Origin of the sequence: Dialister sp., from assembly GCF_047832375.1 — a bacterium.
Lineage (GTDB): Bacteria > Bacillota > Negativicutes > Veillonellales > Dialisteraceae > Dialister.
This window is the reverse complement of the sequence record NZ_CP181256.1, coordinates 785,700-807,788: the sequence shown is the minus strand read 5'-3', so window position 1 is coordinate 807,788 and position 22,089 is coordinate 785,700. Positions and strand designations below refer to the sequence as shown.

At 51.7% G+C, this 22,089-nt stretch carries 19 protein-coding genes; 6 read left to right on the top strand and 13 right to left on the bottom strand.

The window, feature by feature from the left end; translation table 11 throughout:
- Positions 1-435: 435 nt before the first annotated feature.
- Together ACFWUL_RS03390 and ACFWUL_RS03385 are read left to right on the top strand one after the other, a co-directional pair.
- Complete coding sequence (locus ACFWUL_RS03390; RefSeq protein ID WP_297041026.1) at positions 436-681, top strand: type II toxin-antitoxin system HicA family toxin; 246 nt, start codon at positions 436-438, stop codon at positions 679-681.
- A complete protein-coding gene (locus tag ACFWUL_RS03385; protein ID WP_297041024.1) occupies positions 678-1,034 on the top strand; it encodes a type II toxin-antitoxin system HicB family antitoxin in 357 nt (118 codons plus the stop codon). Before ACFWUL_RS03390 ends, ACFWUL_RS03385 begins: the two co-directional genes overlap by 4 nt.
- 655 nt (positions 1,035-1,689) lie before the next feature.
- Here the strand turns inward: ACFWUL_RS03385 and ACFWUL_RS03380 are convergent.
- Both ACFWUL_RS03380 and ACFWUL_RS03375 read right to left on the bottom strand, forming a co-directional pair.
- A complete protein-coding gene (locus ACFWUL_RS03380; RefSeq protein WP_416178111.1) occupies positions 1,690-2,280 on the bottom strand; it encodes an Abi family protein in 591 nt (196 codons plus the stop codon).
- Positions 2,237-2,698, bottom strand: coding sequence for an Abi family protein (locus ACFWUL_RS03375; RefSeq protein ID WP_416177803.1), 462 nt, complete (start codon positions 2,696-2,698; stop codon positions 2,237-2,239). The genes ACFWUL_RS03380 and ACFWUL_RS03375 overlap by 44 nt, the downstream gene beginning before the upstream one ends.
- Positions 2,699-3,431: 733 nt before the next feature.
- Here ACFWUL_RS03375 and ACFWUL_RS03370 point away from each other — a divergent pair.
- On the top strand, positions 3,432-4,772 hold the full coding sequence (locus tag ACFWUL_RS03370; RefSeq protein WP_416177053.1) for an IS110 family transposase: 1,341 nt from the start codon (positions 3,432-3,434) through the stop codon (positions 4,770-4,772).
- 595 nt (positions 4,773-5,367) lie between these two features.
- On the opposite strand, the gene ACFWUL_RS03365 is transcribed toward ACFWUL_RS03370, so the two are convergent.
- The 3 genes from ACFWUL_RS03365 to ACFWUL_RS03355 all read right to left on the bottom strand — a co-directional run bounded on the left by ACFWUL_RS03365 (position 5,368) and on the right by ACFWUL_RS03355 (position 8,499).
- A complete protein-coding gene (locus tag ACFWUL_RS03365) occupies positions 5,368-5,643 on the bottom strand; it encodes a type II toxin-antitoxin system YafQ family toxin (protein WP_416177802.1) in 276 nt (91 codons plus the stop codon).
- Positions 5,633-5,914 carry a type II toxin-antitoxin system RelB/DinJ family antitoxin gene (locus ACFWUL_RS03360; RefSeq protein ID WP_416177801.1) on the bottom strand — a complete coding sequence of 94 codons (282 nt, stop codon included), beginning with the start codon at positions 5,912-5,914 and terminating at the stop codon, positions 5,633-5,635. Before ACFWUL_RS03360 ends, ACFWUL_RS03365 begins: the two co-directional genes overlap by 11 nt.
- Before the next feature lie 1,295 nt (positions 5,915-7,209).
- On the bottom strand, positions 7,210-8,499 hold the full coding sequence (locus tag ACFWUL_RS03355) for a peptidoglycan-binding protein (protein WP_416177800.1): 1,290 nt from the start codon (positions 8,497-8,499) through the stop codon (positions 7,210-7,212).
- A 400-nt stretch (positions 8,500-8,899) separates the two neighbouring features.
- Here ACFWUL_RS03355 and ACFWUL_RS03350 point away from each other — a divergent pair, with 400 nt between their 5' ends.
- Entirely contained in the window at positions 8,900-9,259 is a 360-nt protein-coding gene (locus ACFWUL_RS03350; RefSeq protein WP_416177799.1) for a four helix bundle protein, read from the top strand.
- An 89-nt stretch (positions 9,260-9,348) separates the two neighbouring features.
- On the opposite strand, the gene ACFWUL_RS03345 is transcribed toward ACFWUL_RS03350, so the two are convergent.
- Positions 9,349-10,422, bottom strand: a complete 1,074-nt coding sequence (locus tag ACFWUL_RS03345) for an IS630 family transposase (RefSeq protein WP_416176725.1) — start codon at positions 10,420-10,422, stop codon at positions 9,349-9,351.
- Positions 10,423-10,803: 381 nt separating this feature from the next.
- On the opposite strand from ACFWUL_RS03345, the gene ACFWUL_RS03340 reads away from it, so the two are divergent.
- Positions 10,804-12,297 (top strand): ISLre2 family transposase, encoded by a 1,494-nt coding sequence (locus ACFWUL_RS03340; RefSeq protein WP_416177276.1) that lies wholly within the window; start codon positions 10,804-10,806, stop codon positions 12,295-12,297.
- A 160-nt stretch (positions 12,298-12,457) separates the two neighbouring features.
- Positions 12,458-13,900: an alanine/glycine:cation symporter family protein gene (locus ACFWUL_RS03335; protein WP_297019325.1), complete on the top strand. Its 1,443-nt coding sequence runs from the start codon at positions 12,458-12,460 to the stop codon at positions 13,898-13,900.
- A gap of 1,325 nt (positions 13,901-15,225) precedes the next feature.
- Here ACFWUL_RS03335 and hisIE read toward each other — a convergent pair.
- The 7 genes from hisIE to hisD form a co-directional block, all read right to left on the bottom strand.
- Positions 15,226-15,903 (bottom strand): bifunctional phosphoribosyl-AMP cyclohydrolase/phosphoribosyl-ATP diphosphatase HisIE, encoded by a 678-nt coding sequence (gene hisIE, locus ACFWUL_RS03330; RefSeq protein WP_416177798.1) that lies wholly within the window; start codon positions 15,901-15,903, stop codon positions 15,226-15,228.
- 10 nt (positions 15,904-15,913) lie between these two features.
- The gene (gene hisF, locus ACFWUL_RS03325) at positions 15,914-16,669 is read right to left on the bottom strand and encodes an imidazole glycerol phosphate synthase subunit HisF (RefSeq protein WP_416177797.1); all 756 of its coding nucleotides are present in this window, start codon (positions 16,667-16,669) and stop codon (positions 15,914-15,916) included.
- Positions 16,670-17,336: 667 nt separating this feature from the next.
- Positions 17,337-18,053, bottom strand: coding sequence for a 1-(5-phosphoribosyl)-5-[(5-phosphoribosylamino)methylideneamino]imidazole-4-carboxamide isomerase (gene hisA, locus ACFWUL_RS03320; RefSeq protein ID WP_416177796.1), 717 nt, complete (start codon positions 18,051-18,053; stop codon positions 17,337-17,339).
- Positions 18,050-18,664, bottom strand: coding sequence for an imidazole glycerol phosphate synthase subunit HisH (hisH, locus tag ACFWUL_RS03315; RefSeq protein WP_297021077.1), 615 nt, complete (start codon positions 18,662-18,664; stop codon positions 18,050-18,052). Before hisH ends, hisA begins: the two co-directional genes overlap by 4 nt.
- Positions 18,664-19,242 (bottom strand): imidazoleglycerol-phosphate dehydratase HisB, encoded by a 579-nt coding sequence (gene hisB / locus ACFWUL_RS03310; RefSeq protein WP_416177795.1) that lies wholly within the window; start codon positions 19,240-19,242, stop codon positions 18,664-18,666. Before hisB ends, hisH begins: the two co-directional genes overlap by 1 nt.
- Entirely contained in the window at positions 19,239-20,309 is a 1,071-nt protein-coding gene (gene hisC / locus ACFWUL_RS03305) for a histidinol-phosphate transaminase (RefSeq protein ID WP_416177794.1), read from the bottom strand. Before hisC ends, hisB begins: the two co-directional genes overlap by 4 nt.
- Complete coding sequence (gene hisD, locus ACFWUL_RS03300; RefSeq protein ID WP_416177793.1) at positions 20,299-21,588, bottom strand: histidinol dehydrogenase; 1,290 nt, start codon at positions 21,586-21,588, stop codon at positions 20,299-20,301. The genes hisC and hisD overlap by 11 nt, the downstream gene beginning before the upstream one ends.
- Between the last annotated feature and the right edge of the window lie 501 nt (positions 21,589-22,089).

Sequence of the window (22,089 nt, the reverse complement as noted above, 5' to 3'; positions counted from 1 at the left end):
TTAGTCTCACATGGCCCCATGTAGTCCAAGATGGCGTAAGAGCCAGTTTAGCGGCATTAGGCTGAATTACTGTAGAAATTAATATAAGCTAAATTATTCCCACCTGAAATGGTGGGCTTTTGGCGTGTAGCAAACAGAGCCAAAAAAAATTACAAAAAAGGCTTGACTTTATGTTAGCAGGCTCTCGACTCATCGAAGCTGTAGCTATTCTGAACGATAGAATTACTTGGCATACTACCACCGCTCGAGATGACGATAAACGGTTGGAGACAGAAGGTATGGCGGCGGAACCGCTGTTGGGTCCAATCATAAGGCGGCGCTATATGAATTGTGCGCCGCCACCTTTGCGGCGGGATCCGCTATTTTCTCCTCGATTCTTCGCTATTTGACACCACATATGACACCATATTATAATATAGCAAAGGAGATGAAATAATGTCATCATGGGACAAACTGATTGCACGCCTGTATACAATACCGGCAGATATGCAATATAAGGAATTACAAAAAATACTTCTAAAATATGGATATCAGGAATACGGCCCCCACGGCGGAAGCAGCCATCATACTTTCCGCAAAGCAGGCTGTGCTCCTATTACAATTCCGGCTCACAGTCCCATCAAAAAAGTGTACGTTCGCATGGTGAAAGAATTAGTAAAAAAGGAGGATGAGGACAAATGAAAGATGTAAAGTACTACATGTCCCTTCCCTACAAGATTGAGATTGAGGAGGATAAAGAGGCCGGTGGGTATACCGCTTCTATCCCTGAGCTTCCGGGATGCCTGACCTGCGGGGAAACGGCGGAGGAGGCTCTGGAGCATATGGAGGATGCCAAAAGGGAATGGATCCTGGCCGCTTTGGATGAGTCCTACCCCATTCCGGAGCCCGATGAACCATCCTACTCTGGCCAGTTCAAGCTCCGGCTGCCTAAGTCCCTCCACAGGGCATTGGCGGAACGGGCAAAAAAAGAAGGCACCAGCCTGAACCAGTACTGCCTGTACCTGCTGTCAGAGAGAAACGCATTGCGGCGATAAAAGAGTTGACATTTATAAAAACATCACTTTTTATAAATGTCAACTCTTTTCATTTATAAAATTTCCGTTTTTTATAAATGTCAACTTGGCTTTTCATAGATAGACTGCTGAGAAATACGCGAACCGGCGGGGCTGGTGGATGGCTGGGCACCGTACGTACGAGTGGGGCATTGAGCCTTCAGCCTTGAGCTGGAAAGGCCCTGCGGGCCGGACGATATGTGGTTGAGCGGCGTGCGTACGGGTGGAGGCTGACGGATGGTCAAGTGGCGTACATACATGCGGGGGCTTCTAGCTGCTAGCGGCTAGCTGTCAGGAAAGCTGGTCAGCCTGCGGCGCTTATGTGATGAGCTTGCGTGCGTACGGGTGGAGGCTTTGAGCCTTGAGCCTTGAGCTGGACAGGCCCTGCGGGCCGGAACCGATCAGCGGCTTCGCCGCGGTGGTGGCGGCGCACTGATTAGGAAGCGCCGCCTTATGATACACGTCAGCCGCTGTATATATAGACCTCATCTGATAAATCAATATTTTCACGCATCCATTTATATGTGTATGCAGCTATACTTAAAATGGCTGCTTATAACAAAATTGTAAATAAAAAAGGCCCGACGCATCGAGCCTTTTTAGGGTTTAGTCCGAAGACATAGACCACTTTTATCGCTTATAGTATAACATAAAAATAAATTTGAACGCAAGAATATAATCTGGTAACGTATTCTTTTAATAGCATCATGTTATTACGTGTTCCTGATCCAAGAATTTGAATCCATACAGATGACGGTATTGCCTTGCGCAATGATTCTTTACTTGCTGTATATCCGGAAATCAGTTGTTTACATTCCTTCTTTGTCACTTGCATTTTCATTAATACATACACAATAAGAATGATATAAGCATCAATATATTGAAAATCTATTTGTCGGATAGAAGTTTCTTTCTGCAAAAGTTTCACAAGCCTTGGGCTAATTCGCTTTGTACGAAAGCGTGTATCAAAGATTACATTATTGTGGGCAATCGCATTTCGAAGATCCTTTAATGTGAAAATGATATCTCGTGTCAGCTCTCCATCGGCATCTAAATTAGATGGTAATTTTAGTAATCTGGAAGTATAAAGCTTCACATTTTTGTTACAACACCAGAAAAAATTTCCAAAATCACCCAAAGTCAGCGATTCAAATATAGCCCATATTGGAATATCTCTGTCCTGGTTAAAAAAAATGATCAACGATCTGATTATGCTGTTGATAGTCACGTTTGAGGGTATTATTGATAGATCCACGCAAATTCATTCTTTTGGTAAAAAAATTTGCATAATCACGACTGCCAGAAGCGAATGTTTTGTAATAAGTTAATGAACGATTGAATATGTCATTAATGTTTTCAGATTTACTGTCAGCAAGAACTGCTTCCAGCACATAGCTTTTGAGTGCTGTTTCAATAAACATCACTTTTGAATATAGCATAGATTTTAATTCCATATCAAATGCATTTACTGCCAAAAGTTCATCAAATGTATGAAAAGGGATTCTGTTCTGAGGTATACGGATAAAACGATACCCTTTGTAGCCATGATAGTAGCCAAGATTTCTTAATGCATGGGCCTGTTGACTTTTTATAGACATATTGTGAGTATTTCGCAGATAACGCATCATTTGTCGTATCGTCAGCATAAGTATCATCTCCCTCCCTATTTTCCAAATATGTTCGTTTTTCTTATTATACTGTATACAGGCTATAAATAAAACAGTATATTGATATGAAAGGGCGCCTGCTACTGTATCGTTTGCGCATTGCGAGGCAGAATCTTCAAGACCCCATCTGCTATGGGGCCGCCGATGAAGCCTTCCCCTTGAGGTGGCAGTGTACATGAGTTGCACCAGCGAACACACTTTAAAGGAGCAAAGCGGTGCACAAATTGTGTTCGCTGCTGTGACTCCAGTTCCCTTGCCACCACTCGAGATGACGATAAATGGTTGGAGGCAGATGGTATGGCGGTGGAACCGCTGTTGGGTCCAATCATAAGGCGGCGCTGTATGAATTGTGCGCCGCCACCTTTGCGGCGAAAGCCGCGGATGGGAACCAATGGAAGCGCCGCAGGCGGAACCTCAATTAGAGATTGGGCGCGGTGCGCCACTGAATATCAAAGAAACGGGAGTTGTCTAACATCACTTTCTATTGGTTTTATCCCCTATTTGGGTACATACTTATGGTGGATGGGCGGATATACTACATAAACCCGTGGAGCTGAGTGGTGGAGCTGTGGCAGCGACTACCCCGTTCAATTAAATATGGAGATCATTCTTTGGAATTGAAAATTGGTGCCGCCGGGTTTTGGCCCGGCAATAGAGCCCGTAAGCTTATATCTTTGTACAATCGTCTCGATTGATTCAGAATGATCAGTCAATGTCCGCTACATTCACCTTTACTTCTTTATTTATCCTTATTGTAGAAAGGAGGAAAGATGCAATGCATGAACGCATGGAAATTGGTGACAGAAATGAATATATTCATCCCATATGCTGTGGGCTCGATGTCCATAAGAAATCAGTATTTGCAGCCGTCTTTATCTATGACAATAGTGACAGTCCGGTTAAATATTATACCGCCCAGTTTACTACGTATCCCAAAGACCTGAAGAAAATGACTGATTGGATCATTTCCAAAAACTGTCATGATGTATGTATGGAGTCTACCGGACAATACTGGCATCCAATATATGATGCAGCGGAAGAAGCCGGATTACATCCCCTTGTGTCTCATCCCAAGTACACCAAACCATTAAAAGGTAAAAAGAGTGATCCCGCTGATGCAAAATGGATTGCAAAATCCTATGCCAGTGGACGTGTGGTTGCAAGTTTTATTCCATCAAAAGAATTCAGAATCATGAGGTCAACAATCCGGTACTGCCAGAAAATTCATAATGCAATGACTGGAGAGAAAAACCGCATACTGAATTGCTTAACCGGGGAAGGCATCAAGCTTGATGTTGTTTTTTCAGATGTATTTGGGAAGACATCAAGATCAATCATTGACTATATGCTTAATCATCCTGGTGAGAAATTTAATGTGGCCCCATTCATTGGAAAACGATGCAAGACGCCAATCCCTGTTATCCAAGAGGCAGTAGCAAAGGCATCATCTGTAGATATATCTTCTTTGTCCAAACTCAAAGTGGCCTTCAGCAGGTTAGACAGAACTGTGAAAGATGAAGCAGTGCTCAAGCAGGACGTTGCAGAGAGAATGAAACCCTATGCTCATCAGCTGGAGCTGATCAGGACGGTCCCAGGATTTGACAGGGACCCATTTACCGCTATGCGGGTGCTGGCAGAAATTGGTCCGGACATGAGTGTATTTCCTTCGGCCAGACATCTTTGTTCATGGGCAGGTGTATGTCCGAGCCACGATTCAAGTGCCCACAAGGTAAAAGGCAGAAAAATATCCCGGGCAGGGAAATATTTGAAACCGCTGCTGGTTAATATTGCCAGATCAGTTGTACGTTCAAAAGACCACCCGGAAATTACAAGTCGCTTTAACCGTATAAAAAGCAGACGTGGTTACATGAAAGCCATCATCGCAATCTGTAAGATGTTCCTGACTGCCATCTGGCACATCTTAAGTAAGGACGAGCCTTACAAAACTGACGGCTACATGACTGCGAAGAAGCCTAAAAAGGCTAAAAGGGTAATGACGAGGACTCAACTCGCTGAATACCTTGCTTCGCAGGGGATAACTGTTGTTGATTGACAGCAGCAATCCGTTAACCACGTCCGGTTCATAAAGAACCTAAAGTTATTATACAACAGCTTTAGGAGGGAATAACCCCGAAAAAAATTAGATTTTCCAGGGGCTTTATAAAGTTACCCCAAAAGTAAGCTTGTTGTCGGGAGCTTATGTTTCAAGCTTCTCAACTCTCAAATCTCAATTCTTTTTGAAAATCCCGTCATAGTCATTTACCAGGGAGATCTCTCGACTCATCGTAGCTGTAGCTATTCTGAACGATAGAATTACTTGGCATACTACCACCGCTCGAGATGACGATAAACGGTTGGAGACAGAAGGTATGGCGGCGAAGCCGCTGTTGGGTCCAATCATAAGGCGGCGCTATATGAATTGTGCGCCGCCTCCTTTTCAGCGAAAGCCGCGGATGGGATCAGTCGGAAGCGCTGCAGGCTGTCCAGCTTTCCTGGCTGCTAGTCGCTAGCAGCTAGAAGCCCCCGCTCGTTCGGACTCTCACTCCTCCATTCCTCACCCGGCCCGCAGGGCCTGATCAGCTCAAGGCTCCATACGTTCGGTGGGACTCAAATAAAATGGAAGCCCCGACTCAAGGGCTGCCTTAATTTTAAAATAAATCGGAATGGGAACCTGTGCGGAAAAGGAAAAGCTCCAGTGCATCTATATCTTGTCTATATACAAGAAGCCAATCCGGCTCGATATGGCATTCCCGAAAAGCACTGTAATTTCCGGAAAGGGCATGATCCCTGTATTTCGCATCCAGCGGGGCCAGATTGGCCAGACAGTCAACGACTGCCTCCAGTTTACCCAGTTTTAAGCCCCGTTTTTTAGCCATCTTCAGATCTTTTCGAAATCTGTTGGATGCCACAATGTCAAGGCTCATGGCTCACATCCTTTTCCAGGTCAGAAAAGCTGTGATACCGTTTATATTTTTCAGGATGGGACTTCATCTCATCGTATTCAGCCAGGGCTTCCCGGGTTTCCCCGTTGGGTATCCTGCGGCTGACATCGAAGGGAATGCCGTCGTACCTGACTGCGGTCTTCAGGAACATGGTAATGGCAGAAGACATATTCAGCCCCAGGTCGTTAAACAGGCTTTCCGCCTCTTTCTTCAGGCCGGCATCAACACGTACATTGATATTTGCAGTATCCATGGTGACTCACCTCTTTCCGGTTATATTATAGATGATTTATGGGATATCGGCAATACAATGTATGATATTTCTTTACATTGTAAGCACATTATAAATAAATATCTTATCCCTATGACTGAAGAGCTGACAGATGGCCAGGTGGTGTGAAGGGGCCTACTGTAGTGTCATTTTGACGTTATAGGTGCAGAGTCTTTTGGAATCCATCTGCGGCGGAGCCGCGGTTAACAGTCCCCCTTTTTCAAAGGGGGATGTCTGCGAAGCAGACAGAGGGATTCTGGTGGGTTCTTCTCACTAGCGGTTAAAATGCCCATTGTGCAGTAAACCCGTCACCATCTCTCAGCCCCGTGGGCAGCTCTCTTCTGGGAAGAGAGCCTGCTGTAGAGGAAATTGCACGTTATTTGTGCAGAGTCTTTAGGATCCCATCGGCGGCGGAGCCGCGGTTAACAGTCCCCCTTTTTCAAAGGGGGATGTCTGCGTCAGCAGACAGAGGGATTCTGGTGGGTTCTTCTCACTAGCGGTTAAAATGCCCATTGTGCAGTAAACCCGTCACCATCTCTCAGCCCCGTGGGCAGCTCTCTTCTGGGAAGAGAGCCTGCTGTAGAGGAAATTGCACGTTATTTGTGCAGAGTCGTTAGGATTCCAATTGCGGCGGAGCCGCGGGAACTCAACTCTCAACTCTCTTATCTCAACTCTGTCTTTGAAACCCCCGTCATAGTCATTTTTCAGGGAGATCTCTCGACTCTTCGTAGCTGTAGCGATTCTTAACTGCGGTGTCACCACTCCGCTTACCACCGCTCGAGATGACGGTAAACGGTTGGAGGCAGATGGTATGGTGGTGGAACCGCTGTTGGGTCCAATCATAAGGCGGCGCTATATGAGCTGTGCGCCGCCTCCTTCGCGGCGTCAGCCGCGGAACGGTTCTGGCCCGAAGGGCCCGTCCAGCTTTCCTAGCCACTAACAGCTAGCAGCTAGAAGCCCCCACACGTTCGCACGACGCTTAGCCATTCGTCACCCGGCCCGGAGGGCCTGATCAGCTCAAGGCTGAAGGCTGAAGGCTCAAGGCTTTCATATGTTCGCACGCCACCCAGCCATACATCCCATTATAAAGGCGGCGCTTTTGTTTATGCGCCGCCACCTTTGCGGCGAGAGCCGCGGATGGGAATCGATTGAGGCGCCGCAGGCGGGGCCTCAATTCTCAAATCTCAATTCTCAATTCTTTCTTTTTCGCCGCCTCCTTTGCGGCGTCAGCCGCAGATGGGAAACCTCAACTCTCAACTCTCAATGTTACTCTGCCATTACCGGATCAGATACACATTCACCGTAGGCTTCATGCCCCATTTCACGGCCTGGTCGTAGTTATCCACGCCCACGTCGATGATGTTTCCTTTAATGGCGCCGCCGATGTCATCGCAGATGGCGTAGCCGTAGCCTTCGATGTAGACTTCGCTGCCCAGGGGGATGATGCTCGGGTCCACTGCGGCGTGGCCTTTGCCGGCGTAGCCGCCCATGGCGGTTCTTCCCCGGCCGTCGCCGTCCCAGGGGGTGTAGGCGGTGGCTTTCATGTGGAAGACTTTCTTATAGTTTCCCGTAAATCCGGGGGCGCTGTCCAGGCGGTCCCAGACGTCGCTGTCGGCGATGCCGGTGGTGGCGAGGTTTTCTTCGGCCTGCAGTTCCCGCACCGCTTCTGCCGTGCCTTCTCCGTAAACGCCGTCTACGGATCCCGGGTTATAGCCGTGGAGGAGGAGCTTGTTCTGCAACTTTACCACGTTACTGCCGGAGTCTCCCGGTTCCAGTACGGACTCCCCGGACTGGGAGGCGTAGGCGGAGGTCAGGGCGGAGAGGGTGTCTCCATCCACCATGCCTGTGGCAGAGAGGCCCTGGTCCCGCTGGAAGGATTTCACGGCGGACGATGTATCGCTGCCGTAGATGCCGTCCACACTGCCGTCGAGGTAGCCCATTTTCTTCAGTTTCCTCTGGATAGAGGTCACCTGGGAGCCGCTGTCGCCGATGCTGTACATGGATCCTCCCGCTTCGTTATAGTCGGTGGAAGAGGAGGCTTCCGGCGCCGGAGCGCTGGAGGCGTTCACATTTCTCAAGGCAGCATAGGTCATTTCATCAATCACCCCGGACACGGGAATGCCGTGGTCCTTCTGGAAATTCCGGACAGCGCTGGTGGTATCGCCACCGTAGACGCCGTCAATGCCGCCTTTCAGGTACCCTGCTGCCTGGAGCCGGACCTGCATGTCGCTGATCATGCTGCCCCGGTTTCCTTCGGCGTACACTACGCCGCCGCCGGGACGGTATCCCTGTCCTGCTGCCCTTTCTATGGCAGCCCTTGTGGCATCATCGGCCTTCCCGGTCACCGGGAGTCCCTTGGCCTTCTGGAAGAGGGCCACCGCTTCTTTTGTGGTAGATCCGTAATCTCCGTCTACCGTACGTGCCAGATAGCCTGCCGCTACGAGGTCGTTCTGCAGGGAAGTGACTTCACTTCCCGACATGCCGACGGTGAGGGTAGAGGCAGACACAGTCATGGACGCCACCAGCCAGAGGGCGGCGGCGCATCCCCATGTATATAACGCACGCATTCTTATCACCTCCATGAACTCCTGTATTTTACCATTTTTTGTCGATTTTGTAAAAAAAGGGAGAAAACCCCATGGTTATATGGCCCAATTGCGTCGGATTTTCAGGTTCCTCGGCGGTGTGAAAATGGTAGTTTTTATGGTGGGAAATGGGTGGTGTGAGGGGTACGAAAATGAGGGTATTTGCCCAAAATAGTGAGAGAAGTGGCTAGGGGAAAGTAGCTAGTAGCTAGTAGCTAGTGGCTAGTGGCTAGTGGCTAGTGGCTAGGTCATTAGCGGCAAAGCCGCTGCTCACCTAGACACTAGATACCAGATACTAGCTACTTGCCACCTACATATGATATTGTAAATACAGTATGTAAAACGTTTTTTCCCCCCTATTCCCATAAGGAGGTCCTCCCTCATGAGCAGCTATCGTGATTTGCAGGTATTCCAGCTTTCCCGTAAATTAAACGTAATGACCTATGACCAGGTAATCGCTAAGCTTCCCAAAAGTGAAATGTTTGCCTTAGCTTCCCAAATGCGTCGTGCTGTCACATCCATTACTTTTAATATAGCTGAAGGCTATGGGAGAAAATCTATAAAAGACAGAATTCACTACCTGTACATCGCTCGTGGTTCCACTTACGAATTGGAAGCACAATTGATTACCTGTGTAGATCTTGGTTATCTCACAGAAGAGGAAATCACGCCGATTATGGAAATGGAAAAGAATGTGGCGAGAATGTTGATGGGGCTGATTAGAGTGAATGAGGGATGGTGATGAGGATAACTAGTAGCTAGTAGCTAGTGGCTAGTGGCTAGTGGCTAGGAGAATCGCGGCAAAGCCGCTGATCACCTAGATACTAGTGTCTAATTTCGTAAGTTTCCGATTGTATCCCTAAGTTGCGAACCCTTGACCTCACGTTTTTTCCAGCGGAACGGTTCTGCATGCTCATTGTAGGCAGCAATAAACTTTTTAATCGCTGACACAAGATCCGAAACAGAGTCAAAACTTGCCCCTCGGAGCACTTTTCGCGACATAATGTTAAACCATATTTCCACTTCATTCAGCCAGCTTGCTGACGTTGGTGTGTAATGAAAATGGACATTAGGATGCTTTTCCAGCCAGTCGTTTAAGCGCTTGTGCGTGCAGTAATTATCGACAATAATATGATATTGCACTTTGTCTCCACCCGGCTCACTTTTCAATAAGTCATCTAAAAATTCTTCAAAGTCCTCTCTGGTTTTTCTCTTTGTTGTCTTTCCATAAATTTGTCCGGTAGCTACCTCCAGTGCACCGAATAAATTTATTGTTCCATTCCTCCGATATGTGCTTTTCAACCCGCGCACAATTTTCTTGTTATGAGTAAGTACATATCCTTGGGCTCTACTTAAGGCCTGTATCGATGGTTTCTCATCAACGCTGATTACGACAGCATTCTCTGGCGGGTTCAAGTAAAGTCCCACGATATCAGCAGACTTTTTAGTAAACTCCGGATCAGTACTGACACACCAGGAACGCTGCCTTGCCAGCTGTATTCCTTCCTTTCTCATAAGTCGCCAAATGGCAGCCTTTGAGACATTCAGAACTCTTGCCAGTGTAGGACCATCCCAGTGTGCTAGCCCGTCTGGAGGCGCTTCCTTCAGCTTATTTAACACCATTTCGCGGAATTCCGGTCCATATTGAGCAGTACGGCCCCGCCTTTTCTTATCCTGTAGTCCAGGGATGCCCTGTTCAGCGAAACGATTCCGCCAAAGGCTAACGGTATTGGGGCGTTCCCCCAACTTAGCCGCGATATCCTTGATTTGCATTCCATCAAGACATAGAAGAACCATTTTTGCACGTCTTACAATGCGATGCTCTGTTTTTTGAGAGTTTACGATTTTATGCAGTTCTATGCGTTCGCTTTCGGAGCAGCGTATTTGCTTAGCAACTTTTGGCATAACGTTATCCCCCCTGCAATTTGCATTTATCTGGAATAAGTATACCATTATTTGCTGTGTCCGGCAATACAATCTATTATTTATGAAATTAGACACTAGCTACCAGCTACCAGATACTGCACATAAGTGGCTAGTGGCTAGGAGAATCGCGGCGAAGCCGCTGATCACCTAGACACTAGACACTAGACACTAGATACTAGATACCAGATACCAGATACCAGATACCAGATACTAGACACCAGCTGCTCCCCCCTCCCTCCTTAGTGTAAAATGTTTCTCGGTAGAGGATTTCTCCCCTGCTGGATAGAAAAGGGAAGAGTCCCCTTTGATGGAAATGTTATAATTTCCTTGCGACAAAATCAAAAGAAAGGACTCTTCCCAATGAGCATTTTATCAGAGAATATCGAACTTTTCAAACCTTTTATTCAGGAGGAAATTCTCAAGAGTATCAAGGATTCCAAGGATTCACTGGCCATGGAGCAGGTTCTCTGGCACCTCTTCACGGAACTCTTTGGCCTTCTTGTGGCGACGGCCTTCGAAATGATCGATGGCGAGCTGTACGATAGGGTCTACAAGCCTCAGGGGTGGCGGATTTCCCGGCGGGATTCCAGAACCATATACTGCCTGTTTGGTCCTGTCACCTACAAGCGGAGGCGGCTGGAGATGGCCGGAAAGCAGGGATTTTACCCGTTAGATAAGAAATTTGGATTTCTGCCTTCCCGTCACTATAGCATGGGAGTGATTCTGCGCATTGCGCAGGCTACCCAGGTTACCCAGTTCCGTAATGTGAGCCATATCGTGAAAATTCTGACCCAGACGGATATTTCACATCAGACAGTTTCAAATCTCAGCCGCGCTGCCGCCCAAATGGTCAGAAAATACGAAGCAGCAGATGCAGCTATGGAGCAGGCCGAGAAGAGAGTACCGGAGAACGGGCTGCTGGCTATTGAGGGCGATGGGATTGTAATGAAGCAGCAGGCGGACCCGGACACCGATACCAAAGGCGGCCAGAACATAGAACTTCACCGAATCCAGGTCTATGAGGGCGTCGAGAAGAATGGGAAACGTTCGAGACTGACAGGGTACCACTGCTTCTCTGGAACGGATAGGAAAAGGCTGGTTGAACTCGTCAAGGTGTGGGTGCATGGCCGGTACAATCTGAGCGAGATTACAGTACTTTCCAACGGGGATGGCGGAGCAGGATATAATTTCGGTGACTTCGACGATATAGTCGAGGGATGCAAGACACATTACCATTTCCGGGACAGATACCATGTGAATGAGAAAGTGCGGACCCGCCTCAGCTTCTGCCCACGTGGATTCATCGATAAATTCGTGCTTGAACTGAATAAGAGCAGAAATGTCATCACAGATATGAAGCCATATCTGGATACGGCTGCCAGCTACGCAGAAACAGAAGAACAGGCCGAGCAGGTACGGAGACTGGCAGACTATCTGAGTCGCAACGCCGACTATATCCCGGGCATCCGGGAGCGCGGAATCCGAACCGATATCCACCTGGGGGCAGCTGAAAGCAACCACCGACGCTATAGCTACCGTCTGAAAAAGCAGGGGCGCAGCTGGTGCAGGATAGGTATGGATTCAATAGGCACGCTGATTACTGCTACCCAGAATGACACTTTGGAAAAAGCCCTGATTTACTGTGCTGCAGGCAAAGCCTACAAGAAGATGGACCGGCAGATGCATAAGGCGGTCGTAGCAGCCGTAAAAACGAACCGCAAAGCCGCCAGGGACGCTAAATGGCACAGGAACGCACGGAATTACCGTCCCGGGTGCCTGGAAGGCCGTATAGGCGTATATGGAGCGACTTCAACTCCGATGGGCCAGCTTGCTAAAGCGATACAGATTTATTGAGAAAGCAGAGGCTGGGAAACCTGATAACGTCGACTGTCAAATAAAGTACCGAGAAAACCTTGACACATACCCCTCCCTCCTCATTTGTTGTATAATCCCCCAATAAAAGGTATAATAAGTAGACACACGTTTACTTTTACCAACCTATAAGGAGGAAAAAATGGAAGCTCTGAACAATGCGGTGTCCGCCATTAACGGGGTGCTGTGGTCCTCTGTGATCATTGTGCTCCTGGTGGGTGCCGGCTTTTACTTCACCGTCCGCACCCGGGGTGTGCAGGTCCGGTTCTTTGGCAGGATGTTTTCCCTCATCGCCCATACGGCGGGCCGGAAGACCGAAGGGAATGAGGTTTCCCCATTCCAGGCCTTCTGCGTCAGTACGGCGTCCCGCGTAGGGGTGGGCAACATCGCCGGCATCGCCATTGCCATCGTCACCGGCGGGCCGGGCGCTATTTTCTGGATGTGGTTCATCGCGGTCATCGGCTCTGCTACGGGCTTCGTGGAATCCACCCTCGCCCAGATCTACAAGGTGCCAAGGACCGACGGAAACGGTTTCCGCGGCGGCCCGGCGTACTATCTGCGCTACGGTCTCGGCCACAAGCTGTGGGCTGCGATTTTCGCCATCCTCATTTCCGTGACCTACGGTATGATTTACAACTCCGTCCAGTCCAACACCATCGCCCTTGCCCTGAACCATGCTCTCGGCGCTGACCGCATGATCGTAGGCGCCGTGGTGACGGTGCTGGCCATGCTGGTCATCTGCGGCGGCATGGGCCGTATCGCCCGGGTCACCGAATGGATGGTGCCCATCATGGCAGGTCTCTACATCGTGGTGGCCATTGGCATTATGCTGTATAACATTACGGAAATGCCCCACGTGATCTATGTGATCCTCCGGGATGCCTTCGACTGGAAAGCTGCCTTCGGCGGCGGCATGGGGGCTGCGGTACTGACGGGCTTCAAACGGGGCCTCTTCTCCAACGAAGCCGGCGAAGGTTCCGTACCGAACGCTGCAGCCACCGCTGATGCCACCCATCCGGTAGTACAGGGCCTGATCCAGGCATTCGGCGTATATGTGGATACCCTCTTCATCTGCTCCGCTTCCGCATTCATCGTCCTCCTCACCGGAGACTACGCCTCCACCGGCCTCACGGGCATCGAACTCATCCAGTGGGACCTGGCCCAGTACTTCGGCGACTGGGCTCCGAAGGCTGTTTCCTTCCTGATTTTCCTCTTCGCCTTCACCTCCCTCATCGGGAACTACTATTACGGGGAAATCAACATCGGCCACCTGACCCAGAAGAAATGGCCGCTGAACCTGTTCCGCGTATTCATTGCCATCATGATTTTCTGGGGCTCCATGGCGGACCTGCCGCTGGTATGGAACCTGGCTGACCTCTTCATGGCCTTCATGGTCCTCACCAACGTGACGGCTATCCTCCTCCTCTTCCCCCAGGCAAGGGCCTGCCTCCTGGACTACGAACGGCAGCTGAAGGAAGGCATCAGGATCCCCATCTTCCATCGGGACGTGCTTCCTTCTACGAAAGGCGTCGTTTGGTGGGATGAAGAAAATAACTCGAACCATATGAAACGGGAAGGGAAATAGTGAGCAATACAAAACGCTGTGATACGAAATCGTATCACAGCGTTTTGTATTGGCGAGATGGAGGCCGAGATCGAGGGGGACAGGGACCTGCGGGCGGATTCGCCTGGGGCGAATCCGTAGCTAGTGGCTGGTAGCTGGTGGCCAGGTGAACAGGCCCTGTGGGCCAGAACTGATCAGCGGCTTCGCCGCAGTGGTGGCGGCGCACAGATTGGGAAGTAGCGCCTTATGAACTTCATCTGCGGCAGAGCCGCTGTCAACAGTCCCCCTTTCTCAAAGGGGGATGTCTGCGTCAGCAGACAGAGGGATTCTGATGGGTTCTCTCACTGGCAGTTTAAAGTCCCTTGTGCAGTAAACCCATTACCATCTCTCAGCCCCGTGGGCAGCTCTCTTCTGGGAAGAGAGCCTACGTCTGTGTCATTTGCGATTTTTAGGTGTAGAGTCTTTAGGGTCCCATCTGCGGCGGAGCCGCTGACAACAGTCCCCCTTTTTCAAAGGGGGATGTCTGCGTCAGCAGACAGAGGGATTCTGATGGGTTCTTCACACTGGCAGTTTAAAGTCCCTTGTGCAGTAAACCCATTACCATCTCTCAGCCCCGTGGGCAGCTCTCTTCTGGGAAGAGAGCCTGCTGTAGTGCCATTTTCGCATTATGGGGTCAGAGTCTTTAGGATCCCATCTGCGGCTCTGCCGCGGGACCTCAATTCTCTTCACTCAATTCTCAATTCTTTTTGAAGGCCCCGTCATAGTCATTTTTCAGGGAGATCTCTCGACTCTTCGTAGCTGTAGCGATTCTGAAGGATAGATTCAATTAGCATGATGACATCGCTCGAGATGACGATAAACGGTTGGAGTCAGATGGTATGGTGGTGGAACCGCTGTTGGGTCCAATCATAAGGCGGCGCTATATGAACTGTGCGCCGCCACCTTCGCGGCGAGAGCCGCGGATGGGATCGGTCGTAAGCGCCGCAGGCGGGACCTCAATTCTCTTCACTCAAATCTCAATTCTTTATGAAACCCCCGTCATAGTCATTTTTCAGGGAGATCTCTCGACTCTTCGTAGCTGTAGCTATTCTTAGCTGTGGTGTCACTACTCCGCTTGCCACCGCTCGAGATGACGATAAACGGTTGGAGTCAAATGGTATGGCGGCGGAGCCGCTTATGGCATTACAAAAGGCGGCGCTACATAAGTTGTGCGCCGCCTCCTTTGCGGCGGGAGCCGCGAATGGGAACCGATGGAAGCGCCGCAGGCGGGACCTCAATTCTCAAATCTCAACTCTTTCTTATTCGCCGCAGGCGAACCGCCCGCGATCTCGATCTCGGCCTCGGTCTCAAAAGATCTTATCCTTATGGCCCACTTCTTTCTTGTTTCCCTTTTTCTCGTCCCGTTCTTCCATTTTTGCCATGATGTCGTAGAGGTCTACGCCGGCGTTTTCCCAGAGAACGAAGAGGTGGTACAGGAGGTCGCAGGATTCGTCGATGATTTCTTTCTTGTCTTCGTGCTGGTCGGCGATGATGACTTCCGACGCTTCTTCGCCGATTTTCTTGTCGATCTTGTTCTTCCCCTTCTGCTGGAGGTAGTTGGTATAGGACTTTTCCTGGGGGTGGATGCGGCGGTCTTTGATTTCGTCGTAGAGCACGTGGAGGATGGCGAGGTTTCCTTTGTCCTCTTTGTTCGCCCACTCCGTGAGACTCCGGTAGAAGCAGCTTCTATTATTCGTATGGCAGGCGGGGCCGTCGGGGATGACCTGGACCACCAGGGTGTCGGCGTCGCAGTCCACGTAGATCCTCTGCACGTGCTGGAAATGGGCGGATTCTTCGCCCTTGTGCCACAGTTTCTGGCGGCTCCGGCTCCAGAACCAGGTTTCTCCGGAGTCCACGGTCTTTTTCAGGGATTCCTCATTCATGTAGGCCACCATGAGTACTTCCCCGCTCCTTGCGTCCTGTACGACGGCGGGAATGAGGCCTTTTTCATCAAAATGTATGTCTTTTAAATCTACTGATTCCATAAAATCCTCCTCAGAGCCGTACGGGTACGCCGTTTTCGGCCAGGTATTTTTTCAGTTCCGGTATGGAAATTTCGCCGAAGTGGAACACCGACGCTGCCAGGGCTGCATCGGAGCCCGCTTCGAAGGCTTTCAGGAAGTCTTCCATCTTCCCGGCGCCGCCGGAGGCGATGATGGGAATGGACAGTTCTTCGGACAGGGTGCGCATGAGTTCCAGGTCGTAGCCGTCTTTTTCACCGTCGGCGTCGATGGAGTTCATGCAGATTTCCCCGGCCCCCAGTTCCATGCCCTTCCGGGCCCAGTCCACCACGGAGAGGCCCGTGTTCTTCCGGCCCCCTTCCAAGTATACGTCCCAGCCACCGTGGCCGTTCCGTTTGCCGTCGATGGAGAGTACTACGCACTGGTTGCCGAAGCGCTCCGCGCTTTCCCGGATAATTTCGGGGTTCATGACGGCGGCGGAGTTCACGGAGACCTTGTCCGCCCCGGCGAGAAGCATGGTGCGGAAGTCGTCGGCTTTACGGATGCCGCCGCCTACGGTGAAGGGAATGGTCAGTTCTTCGGCAATGGCTTTCACCGTGTCCACGAAGGTCTCTCGGCCTTCATGGGTGGCGGTGATGTCGTAGAAGACCAGTTCGTCGGCGCCGCTGTCGGAATAGAATTTTCCCAGGGCCACCGGGTCATCCACGTCTTTCAGGTGATGAAACTGTTTTCCTTTGACCACCCTGCCATGGTTCACATCGAGGCAGGGGATAATACGTTTTGCAAGCATAGGATGCTCCTTATGGGGTGTTTTACCCAATTACAGCGATGACAGTGATATGTACAATGTGTGAAAGACCGAGGTCGAGATCGAGGTCGAGGGGGACTGGACCGGAGGCCCTGGAGATCTAGGTCTAGGTCTAGGTCTAGATCTAGATCTTTAGCAGCTTCGCCGCGGGTATATGAATGAGCAGCGTGCGCACGGGCGGGGGCTTCTAGCTTTTAGCGGCTGGCTATCAGGAAAGATTGATTAGCGGCTTCGCCGCAAATGCACCCCCATTCCCGCTGCGCGGGACTTCCCCCAAGGGGGAAGCGAGTTTTGTTTCTTGGCTCCCCCTCCGGGGTGGCAGCGAACATGATTTGGAGGAGCGCCAGCGACGCTCAAATCATCGTGAGTCGCTTTCCCGTAGGGTGAGATGTCTGCGAAGCAGACTGAGGGGGTGCATTTGCGGCGTAGCCGCGGGACCTTAACTCTCTTATCTCAACTCTGTCTTTGAAAACCCTGTCATAGTCATTTGTCAGGGAGATCTCTCGACTCATCGTAGCTGTAGCGATTCTGAAGGATAGATTCAATCAGCATGCCCACACCGCTCGAGATGACGAGTTAAGGATAGTGTCAATTGGAATGGCAACGTAGTTGCGAATGTCCTCGATCTCGGCCTCGGCCTCGGTCTCTCCTATTCCCCTATCTCCACGATCTCCTTCATACTCACTTTGCCTTCGTACAGTGCTTTTCCGGTGATGGCGCCGTAGACGCCCATTTCTGCCAGTTTCCGGAGGTCTTCGGCGCCCGAGACGCCGCCGGAGGCGATGAGGTGGATGCCTTTCAGGGCCTGGAGTCTGGCCATCATGTCCATGTTTGGGCCCACCAGCATGCCGTCGCGGCTGATGTCGGTGTAGATGATGGTGTTTACCCCATGGGAGAGGAGGGTCTCGGCGAAGGTCATGACTTTCCGGCTGCTGCCGTCCACCCAGCCGTGGGTGGCTACCTCGTCGCCTTTGGCGTCGATGGATACGGCGATGTGGTCAGGACCATAATCCTTGGCCGCCTTGATGGCGAAGTAGGGGGATGCCACGGCTTTGGAGCCGATGATGACCCGGTACACCCCCATGTCCAGGTATTCTTTGATGGCCTGTTCCGTGCGGATGCCGCCGCCCACTTCGATGGGGATGGAGATGGCCTTTGCCATTTTTCCGATGATTTCCTTGTTCTCCCCATTTCCTTTGAAGGCGCCGTCCAGGTCCACCACGTGGAGCTGCTTTGCCCCTTCCTTTTCCCATTTCAGGGCCATTTTCACGGGGTCGTCGCCGTAGACCGTGAGGTCTTCGATTTTCCCCTGTTTCAGGCGGACGCAGTGTCCGTCTTCTATATCAATTGCAGGAAATATTTTCATTTAACCAACCACTTTGCTAACCGGTCCCAGATGGCCATGCCCACTTTTCCGGATTTTTCGGGATGGAACTGGAACCCTAACACATTGTCCTTCCCCACCACCGCCGGAACGGTGACGCCGTAGTCCGCGGAGGCGATGACGTCTTCCGTGTCTCCGGGCACTTTGTAGTAGGAATGGACGAAATACACGTAGGAATGGGGCGGCAGGCCTTCCAGCACTTCGTGGGGCCTGTGGATGACGAGCTCGTTCCACCCCATGTGGGGCACCTTCAGCTTCCCTTCAGGGAAACGGACGATGCGCCCCGGCAGGAGGCCCAGGGCTTTGATATTTCCGTATTCTTCGGATTCTTCATAGAGAGCCTGCATGCCGAGGCAGATGCCGGCCAGTTTCTTGCCCTTCTTCACTTCTTCCCGGATCAGGTCCGTAAGGCCGTAGCCATCCAGATGGTCCATGGCGTCTTTCATGGCGCCGACCCCGGGAAGGACGAGGGCACCGGCATCCCGGATTTCTTTGGGATCCCTGGTCACCACCACGTCCAGCCCTGCCCTTGTGGCAGCCCGGACCACGTTGGCCAGGTTTCCTGCGTCGTAATCGATAATGGCTGTTTTCATCAGAGCACCCCCTTTGTGGAGAGGACGGTGTCCCCTTCCACGGTGACCGCTTCTTTCAGTGCGTGGCCTATGCCCTTGAAGAGGGACTCCACGATGTGGTGTCCATTTTCTCCGTACAGGCAGGCCATGTGGAGATTCATCATGCCGTGCACAGCGAAGGCCAGGAAAAATTCCCGGGTCATTTCTGTTTCAAAGCCGCCGATCCGTTCCACCGGGATATGGACGTCATAGACGAAGTAGGGCCGGCCGGAGAGGTCCAGCACGATCCGGGACAGGGTCTCGTCCATGGGGCAGAAGAAACAGCCGTACCGCCGGATGCCCTTCTTGTCCCCCAGGGCCTTCAGGAAGGCGTCGCCCAGGGTGATGCCCAGGTCCTCGATGGTGTGATGGTTGTCCACGTAAAGGTCCCCTTTGCAGGAGAGATGGATGTCCATACCGCTGTGCCGGGCGAGGAGGTTCATCATATGGTCGAAGAAACCGATGCCCGTGGTGCCTTCAAAGACGCCACGGCCGTCGATGGTGAGGGTAACGGAAATGTCGGTTTCCCCGGTTTTCCTGTGGATACTGGCGGTTCTCATTGGAGTTCCTCCCGGAATACGGAGAGCAGGGTGTCGTCCACGTCCTTCGTGGTGACGGAAATACGGAAGGCATTCGGCAGTTCCGCACTGTTCCGGTAGATCTTCACGAGGATGTCCTTCGCCTTCAGGGCTTTGAAGATTTCCTCATGCTTCCGTTCCACCTGGACCAGGAGGAAGTTCGTGCAGGAGGGGTATACGGTAAGTCCCGGAATCTTGACGAGTTCGTCGTAGAGGCGGGCCCGTTCTTTTACGATGTCGTCGCGGATCTTGAACAGTTCATCCTTGTGGCGCACCACGATGGGCGCGAAGAGCTGGGTGAAGGCGTTCAGGTTGTAGGGGGCCTTGATTTTCGCGATGGCTTCGATCATTTCTTTGTCCCCTACCAGGTAGCCGCAGCGCATGCCGGCAAAGGCAAAGGCCTTGGACAGGGTGCGGAGAACCACGAGGTTCGGGTACTTATTGATAAGGGAAACTACGCTTTCCTTCTGGGCAAATTCCATGTACGCTTCGTCCACGAAGACGATATTGTCCGCCTCCTTCAGCACTTCTTCGATGAAGGACGCCGGGAGCAGGTCGCCGGTGGGGTTATTTGGGTTGCAGATCACCGTCATCTTGGGCTGGTATTTCTTCACCGCTGCCAGGAGCCCTTCCTTGTCCCGCCGGTAGCCGGCGAGGTCCTTCACTTTGATGGTGGAGGCGCCCAGGGTTTCTGCCCCCAGTTCGTACATATCAAAGGTGGGGCTGTGGACCAGGAGCTGGTCCCCGGGGTTCAGGAATGTACCCAGGAGATAGGTAATCATTTCGTCGCCGCCGTTGCCGCAGATAATATTCTCCGGCTTCACGCCCATGTAGCCCGCCAGGGCTTCCCGGAGGCCGTCGGCCATAGGTTTCGGGTAAATCTGGGGCTGGAATGTATCCAGTGCTTCCAGCAGTTCTTTCTTCACCGCCGGAATAGACAGGACATTGAAATAGTTTTCATTGGCATTGATTACATGTTTTTCGGCAATGGGAGCCACAAAATAAGGCTCGAAATCCCGAATCGTCTTACGAAGCCATTCAGTCTTCATCGCGCACCTCCATAGCATTGGCATGAGCCGTGAGCCCTTCCGCTTTGGCGAAGAGCTGGACTTTCTTTGAAATCTTTCTGAATGCCTCTTCAGTATAACACTCCACGCTGCTGTGTTTCACGAAATCATAGACACCGAGTGGCGAAGAAAAGGCAGCGGTGCCGGAGGTGGGGAGGGTATGGTTCGGGCCGGCCATGTAGTCGCCGATAGGTTCGGAGGTGTATTTCCCGAGGAAAATGGCGCCGGCATTGTAAATGAGGGGCAGGTACTGCTTCGGATCCGGCAGTTCCACTTCCAGGTGTTCCGGAGCGATTTTGTTGACGATATCAAAGCACTGGGCGGCGTCTTTGCAGAGGAAGGCCTTGGCGTAGGTATCTACGGAGCTCTTCATGATTTCGTACCGGGAGAGTTCCTTCATCTGCCGTTCCATTTCTGCCTGCACCTTCAGGCCGAATGCCTTATCCGGGGTAATGAGGAATACGGCGGCCCTTGGATCGTGCTCTGCCTGGGACAGGAGATCTGCGGCAATCCAGGTGGGGTTGGCGCTGCCGTCAGCCACGCAGCACACTTCGGAGGGGCCGGCAATCATATCGATGCCCACGGTGCCGAAGACGAGCCGCTTTGCCATAGCCACGAAGGCGTTGCCGGGTCCTACGATCTTGAATACCGGTTCCACGGACTCCGTGCCGTAGGCCAGCATGGCAATGCCCTGGGCGCCGCCGACTTTATAGATTTCCTTCACCCCTGCCACGTAGGCAGCGGCGAGGATATTGGGGTTCACTTTCCCGTCTTTGCCGGGAGGGGTGGTCATGGCCACTTCCGGGCATCCTGCCACCATGGCAGGTACCGTGTCCATGAGCACCGTGGATGGGTAGGCAGCCCGGCCGCCGGGGACGTAGACGCCCACTCTCTGGATGGGGAGGAACCGTTCGCCCAGTTCTACGCCTTCCCGGAATTCCTTGGACCAGGATTTCAGGACCTGCTCTTTATGGAAGGCTTCGATGTTTTCCTTCGCTTCCTTCAGGACCGCCAGGAATTCGGGGCCCACTTCTTTCACGGCCTCTTCGATTTCTTCTTCGGTGACCCGGAAGTCCGAAAGTTCTACGCCGTCGAATTTCTTCGTCAGCGCCCGGACCGCTTCGTCGCCGCCGTCCTTCACCTGCTCGAGAATGGCGGATACCGCCTTCTCCACGTCGTCAGAAAGGTTCACGTTCCTGTTCGTCATCGTCCGCACTTCGCGGAGGGTCAATCCTTTTTCCGGTACTGTAATCCATTCCATTGTGTGTTTCCTTCTTTCCTGTATAGTTATATGGTATTTAATTGTTATGTGTAAAGATCGAGATCGAGGTCGAGATCGAGGGGAATCGGGCCGGAGGCCCTGGGGGTCTAGATCTAGATCCAGGTCTAGATCTTTAGCGGCTTTGCCGCGGGCCTTGAGCTTTCAGCCTTGAGCCTTGAGCTGACCAGGCCCTGCGGGCCGAGGGGTATGTGGCTGGGCGGCGTGCATTCAGGCGGGGGCTTTTAGCTTTTAGCGGCTAGCTGCTAGGAAAGATTGATCAGCCGCTTCGCGGCAAATGCTTATTGCTTAACCTCCCCCATCTATGGGGGAGGTGCCCGAAGGGCGGAGGGGGCTCTCGCTAAAGTAACTCCCTCCGTTTTCTTGCCCTTTCTCCCAAGCCGCTTCGCGGCCACCCCTCCACCGCTTACGCGGTCCCCCTCCCCTCTAAAGAGGGGAGGTTAAAGTGCATTTGCGGCGTTAGCCGCGGGACCTCAATTCTCA

Excerpts from the sequence above, each read along its gene's own strand:
- ACFWUL_RS03355 (WP_416177800.1), bottom strand. The coding sequence starts at position 8,499 with ATGCGTGCGTTATATACATGGGGATGCGCCGCCGCCCTCTGGCTGGTG.
- hisF (WP_416177797.1), bottom strand. The coding sequence starts at position 16,669 with ATGCTTGCAAAACGTATTATCCCCTGCCTCGATGTGAACCATGGCAGG.
- ACFWUL_RS03345 (WP_416176725.1), bottom strand. The coding sequence starts at position 10,422 with ATGCCAAAAGTTGCTAAGCAAATACGCTGCTCCGAAAGCGAACGCATA.
- ACFWUL_RS03335 (WP_297019325.1), top strand. The coding sequence starts at position 12,458 with ATGGAAGCTCTGAACAATGCGGTGTCCGCCATTAACGGGGTGCTGTGG.
- hisC (WP_416177794.1), bottom strand. The coding sequence starts at position 20,309 with ATGAAGACTGAATGGCTTCGTAAGACGATTCGGGATTTCGAGCCTTAT.
- hisD (WP_416177793.1), bottom strand. The coding sequence starts at position 21,588 with ATGGAATGGATTACAGTACCGGAAAAAGGATTGACCCTCCGCGAAGTG.
- ACFWUL_RS03350 (WP_416177799.1), top strand. The coding sequence starts at position 8,900 with ATGAGCAGCTATCGTGATTTGCAGGTATTCCAGCTTTCCCGTAAATTA.
- ACFWUL_RS03370 (WP_416177053.1), top strand. The coding sequence starts at position 3,432 with ATGTCCGCTACATTCACCTTTACTTCTTTATTTATCCTTATTGTAGAA.
- hisIE (WP_416177798.1), bottom strand. The coding sequence starts at position 15,903 with ATGGAATCAGTAGATTTAAAAGACATACATTTTGATGAAAAAGGCCTC.
- hisA (WP_416177796.1), bottom strand. The coding sequence starts at position 18,053 with ATGAAAATATTTCCTGCAATTGATATAGAAGACGGACACTGCGTCCGC.
- hisB (WP_416177795.1), bottom strand. The coding sequence starts at position 19,242 with ATGAGAACCGCCAGTATCCACAGGAAAACCGGGGAAACCGACATTTCC.
- ACFWUL_RS03390 (WP_297041026.1), top strand. The coding sequence starts at position 436 with ATGTCATCATGGGACAAACTGATTGCACGCCTGTATACAATACCGGCA.
- ACFWUL_RS03385 (WP_297041024.1), top strand. The coding sequence starts at position 678 with ATGAAAGATGTAAAGTACTACATGTCCCTTCCCTACAAGATTGAGATT.
- ACFWUL_RS03360 (WP_416177801.1), bottom strand. The coding sequence starts at position 5,914 with ATGGATACTGCAAATATCAATGTACGTGTTGATGCCGGCCTGAAGAAA.
- ACFWUL_RS03340 (WP_416177276.1), top strand. The coding sequence starts at position 10,804 with ATGAGCATTTTATCAGAGAATATCGAACTTTTCAAACCTTTTATTCAG.
- ACFWUL_RS03365 (WP_416177802.1), bottom strand. The coding sequence starts at position 5,643 with ATGAGCCTTGACATTGTGGCATCCAACAGATTTCGAAAAGATCTGAAG.
- ACFWUL_RS03375 (WP_416177803.1), bottom strand. The coding sequence starts at position 2,698 with ATGCTGACGATACGACAAATGATGCGTTATCTGCGAAATACTCACAAT.
- hisH (WP_297021077.1), bottom strand. The coding sequence starts at position 18,664 with ATGAAAACAGCCATTATCGATTACGACGCAGGAAACCTGGCCAACGTG.